Source organism: Synechocystis sp. LEGE 06083, from assembly GCF_015207725.1.
Classification (GTDB): Bacteria; Cyanobacteriota; Cyanobacteriia; order Cyanobacteriales; family Microcystaceae; genus Synechocystis; species Synechocystis salina.
In genome coordinates, this window is sequence record NZ_JADEWJ010000291.1 from 1 (window position 1) to 4582 (window position 4582).

Here is a 4582-nt window from a genome sequence, read left to right on the forward strand (position 1 = left end):
CAGTTGGGGTGGAATTTGGGCAACATTGCTTTAACCACCGCCGATCCCGGGGAAAGGGAGGAATTGATCAATGGGGCGATCGCCGCCTTGGAGCGGAGTATTGAAGCTTCTCCCCACCAGGAATTTACCCATAACAATTTGGGCTGGTTAGCCCTGGGCCAAGCCCCCCCCCAAGCTAGTCAATCCTTTGCCACTGCCAGCCAATTGGTGCCCGCCAAGCGGGGAGTTTTCTACGGTCTAGGACTAAGTCTGTTGGTACAACAAAAGTTAGACTTGGCGATCGAAGCTTTTAGTTTGGAATGCCTGCGGGATCCTCTGTTTATCACCAATCCCCTCTGGCGCAATCCCAATTTTGCCCCGCTTTACCCACCCTTGATGGCAAAAATCCAGTCTACCCTCGGTCAACTGCGGCAAGAACATGGTGATGATGGGGATTACCAAAAACTGTTAGGGCAAATCCAGGGGGGAATCCATTGGTGGTTGGGACAATTTTCCCAGGCAGAGGCAGAGTTGAATCAATTTGGCGATCGCCAGGCCCAGGCCGTGGTGGGATTAAGCAAAAATCCGACCCAACTAGAGGAATATCTCCCCGCCTTAGGTAACGTCGCCATCCAAGTGGTGCAAGCTTGGCAAAACCCCGCCCAGGCGAGGGAATTAATCAATCAAGCTTGGTTACAGGTTAATGGAACCCCCATGCCAGAACCCTTGTTGCAACAAACCCTCGGTTCCCTGCAACAGGCCCCCGACTTCTACACTTGGTTAACGGATTACGCTCCCATACTCCAGTACCGTCGTCAGAGATTAGGTTTTGGGGTCAACTCAAGGCACATTGACGGCCCCAACCCCAGCGATTTCTATCAAGTGACGGAAAATCTTCCCCTGGTAACTTGGTTTCCCTTTATGTTACCCTCCCCCATCCTTGCCCCGGCCTTAGACAATGCCCTCCAGCCTTTGCGGTCAGAACTCTGGCAGGCGATCGCCAAGGATTAGCAGAGATAGTTTTGAGATGCAAAATTTACTGAGCGTAATTTTATGTGGCTAACCCAGGGATGGGCCAGTCCGAAAAATATCAGGTGGGAAAATAATGAAACAAAATAAACTGGCTTGGTTTTGGCTCCTTGCTTTGGTAGGTTTATTGACGGTGGGGGTAATGGGCAAAGTGAATCAGTCATCCCCCAGTCCAGAAAGTTTTATCCCATCAACCAAGGAACCCATTATCCTAACTGTGTCGGCGGCGGCCAGTTTGCAGGATGCCATCGCAGCATTGGATCCCGTCTTTGAATCGACCCATCCAAACATTGGGGTGAACTATAATTTTGCCGCTTCCGGCACATTGCAACAGCAAATTGAACAGGGGGCCAAGGTTGATCTATTTATCTCCGCCGCATCCAAACAAATGGATAGGTTGGAAGCCAAGAATTTAATTGACAAAGATAGCCGTCGCAATTTGCTCAGCAATCGTTTGGCTTTGATTGTTCCCCAGAATTCCACCCTGAATATTAAGACGTTTGAGCAACTGGCCGATGCCCAAGTTAGGCGTATTGCCATGGGGGAGCCCCGCAGTGTGCCGGCCGGACAATACGCGGAAGAAGTATTCCTCAACCTCGGCATATTGCCGCAGTTACAGCCTAAATTTGTCTATGGCAACTCTGTGCGGAGTGTGCTCAGTGCCGTTGAGAGTGGTAATGCCGATGCCGGGATTGTCTATGCCACCGATGCCCAAATTTCAAAACGGGTGAAGACGGTAACCATGGCCCCCCCAAATTCACACGCTCCCATTGTTTATCCGATCGCCGTGATTAAGGCCAGTGACCACCCAGACGCGGCCCATACCTATGCGGCATTTCTGGCCAGTCCAGCGGCACAGAATGCTTTTAGTCAATATGGTTTTGGCCCTGGTCAATAATTTGCCTGCCCCTCCAACCTGTCCCCCATATCCCCTTGATGGTCCCTGAACTGACTCCCCTCTGGATTTCTCTTAAAACCGCAGGCTTGGCAACGATCGCCACGTTTATCCTTGGTATTACGGCGGCCTATTGGATGCTGGGCACCCAGAGTCCTTGGAAATCAGTGATAGAGAGCATTTTCATCGCCCCTTTAATCCTGCCCCCCACGGTCGTCGGCTTTTTATTGTTGTTATTGTTTGGGAAAAATGGCCCAGTGGGAAAACTAACTGCCGAGTTGGGTTTCACCATTGTATTCACCTGGTATGCCGCAGTGGTAACGGCAACGGTTGTCTCTTTTCCCCTCATGTACAAAACCGCCCTTGGAGCATTTGAGCAAGTCGATCGCCATCTCTTGCAAGTTGCCCAAACCCTGGGGGCTTCGAAAAGATATATTTTTTGGCGGGTTTTACTGCCCCTTTCCATCCCCGGCATTGTAGCTGGTACGACCCTCGCCTTTGCCCGTTCCCTAGGGGAATTTGGGGCCACCCTGATGCTGGCGGGGAATATTCCTGGTCAAACCCAAACCATCCCAATGGCGATTTACTTTGCCACGGAAGCGGGGGCCATGCAGGAGGCCTGGCTATGGGTCAGCATCATTCTGTCCCTTTCCCTGTCCGGTATTGTGGCCGCCAATATGTGGCAAAACCACTATGAAACTAGGGTTCAGGGCCGACATTCCCCGGCGATCGCCTCTTCTCCGTCGGCAAATCCATCCATCGGGGCAGTGACTGTTTCACAACAAGAACCGGGGCAAAGCCTTCCCTTTTGTTATCCAGAGCAACGAAAAAATGCTCCAGGGATTGAGGTCAAACTACAAAAACAATTAGCCCAATTTACCCTAGACGTGGCCTTTACCGCCCAGGGGGAAACGGTGGGATTGTTGGGAGCATCGGGCTCCGGGAAAACCATGACACTGCGTTGCCTTGCGGGGGTAGAAACGCCGACCCAAGGAAGAATTATCCTGAACGGTCGCACCCTGTTTGATTCACAACGGAATATCAATGTGCCTAGCCATGAACGGAAAGTTGGTTTAGTGTTGCAAAACTACGCCCTGTTTCCTCATCTGACAGTGGCTGAGAATATTGCGTTTGGGTTACGGCATCTCCCCGCCCACCGGCGATCGCTCCGGGTCAGGCAGCAATTACTTTTAGTAAATTTAGAAAAAATGGGCGATCGTTATCCCCATCAGCTATCCGGCGGCCAGCAACAGCGAGTCGCCCTGGCCAGGGCTTTAGCTCCCGAGCCAGACGTACTGTTATTAGATGAGCCTTTTTCTGCCCTAGATACCCATTTACGTCATGAACTGGAAAAGCAACTGCTGAAAACCCTTGCCAATTACCAAGGATTTACCCTATTTGTCAGCCATAACTTAGAAGAAGCCTACCGGCTTTGTCAGAAATTACTTGTACTCAATCAAGGCAAACTGGTGGCAACGGGGGATAAGCAGGCCGTCTTTGACCACCCCAATACCCTCACCATTGCCCAACTGACTGGCTGTAAAAACTATTCCCCCATTCAGCCCATTGACCGCCACACTGTCTGGGCCTTGGATTGGCAATGCACACTGCAAACCATGGCACCGGTTTCTTCTTCCCAAAACCACATCGGCATCCGAGCCCATCAAATTAGATTTTTAGACTTTTTCGATCAAGAGCATTCCCCCATCAATACTTTTCCTGGTTGGGTTGTGTGGACCAGTGAAACCCCCCATCGCATGACTGTCTATCTCAAGTTGGGCAAGCCGCCCCTCAATGGCGATGATTACCACCTACAGGCGGAAGTATTCAAAGAAAAATGGGAAATATTGCGCCAGCGTCCCCAGCCCTGGCCTGTGTGCCTGGAGCCCCGCCGACTAATGTTGTTGCATCCCGGTTGAGCAAAAATGGTTTGATGGGAATTTCTAGATATTTTTGTGTTGCAATGTAAAAGTTTGATGTTGCGTTGAAATTATCAAATCTTAAGAGGACACAACATCCCTAAAATTCCAATGTTAAACTAGAAGTCAATGCCTGCCCCCCCCGATGATTGGGAGAACAACTATGAGTTCGCTCAAGATTAAAATGGATTCTTTGAAGTTATCCGACGAGCAGTTTTATAAACTTTGTCAAAGTAACAATGATTTACGGTTTGAGAGAACTTATCAGGGAGATTTAATCATTATGCCCCCTACGGGTGGAGAAACAGGAGAACGCAACTCTGAAATTAACTACCAATTAAGACATTGGAATAAACAGAATCAGCTTGGCAAAGTATTTGATTCTTCCACGGGCTTTAAACTCCCCAATGGTGCGGATCGATCCCCCGATGCGGCCTGGATTTCCCTAGAAAAATGGACAGCATTAACGCCAGAGGAAAAACAGGGATTTGTTCCCCTTTGCCCCGATTTTGTGATTGAGTTGCGATCGCCGAGTGACAATTTAAAGCCCCTACAGGAAAAAATGGCAGAATATTTGGAAAATGGCACGCGTTTGGGTTGGCTGATTAATCGACAAAGTAAACAAGTGGAAATTTATCGTCAGGGTCAAGGGGTTGAAGTAGTCGATAATCCCAGCAGTTTATCAGGGGAAAATGTTTTACCAATGTTTATCTTGGATTTAGACTTGATTTGGTGAAGTGGATACAGAGAGGATTGATTG

At 49.5% G+C, this 4582-nt stretch carries 4 protein-coding genes; all 4 read left to right on the forward strand.

All coding sequences use genetic code 11. The annotated features are described in order from the left end of the window. On the forward strand, window positions 1-990 hold a 990-nt coding region (locus IQ219_RS16995; RefSeq protein WP_368667627.1), incomplete at its 5' end, for a type IV pilus biogenesis/stability protein PilW. Window positions 991-1084: 94 nt separating this feature from the next. Next, window positions 1085-1906 carry a molybdate ABC transporter substrate-binding protein gene (modA, locus tag IQ219_RS17000; protein ID WP_194073389.1) on the forward strand — a complete coding sequence of 274 codons (822 nt, stop codon included), beginning with the start codon at window positions 1085-1087 and terminating at the stop codon, window positions 1904-1906. Window positions 1907-1944: 38 nt separating this feature from the next. Beyond that, complete coding sequence (gene modB / locus IQ219_RS17005; protein WP_194073390.1) at window positions 1945-3822, forward strand: molybdate ABC transporter permease subunit; 1878 nt, start codon at window positions 1945-1947, stop codon at window positions 3820-3822. A 145-nt stretch (window positions 3823-3967) separates the two neighbouring features. Beyond that, entirely contained in the window at window positions 3968-4558 is a 591-nt protein-coding gene (locus IQ219_RS17010; RefSeq protein WP_368667628.1) for a Uma2 family endonuclease, read from the forward strand. Window positions 4559-4582 lie beyond the last annotated feature (24 nt).

What these genes read in the sequence shown, in the direction of transcription:
- modB (WP_194073390.1), top strand. Translation starts at nt 1,945, where the DNA reads ATGGTCCCTGAACTGACTCCCCTCTGGATTTCTCTTAAAACCGCAGGC.
- modA (WP_194073389.1), top strand. Translation starts at nt 1,085, where the DNA reads ATGAAACAAAATAAACTGGCTTGGTTTTGGCTCCTTGCTTTGGTAGGT.
- IQ219_RS17010 (WP_368667628.1), top strand. Translation starts at nt 3,968, where the DNA reads ATGATTGGGAGAACAACTATGAGTTCGCTCAAGATTAAAATGGATTCT.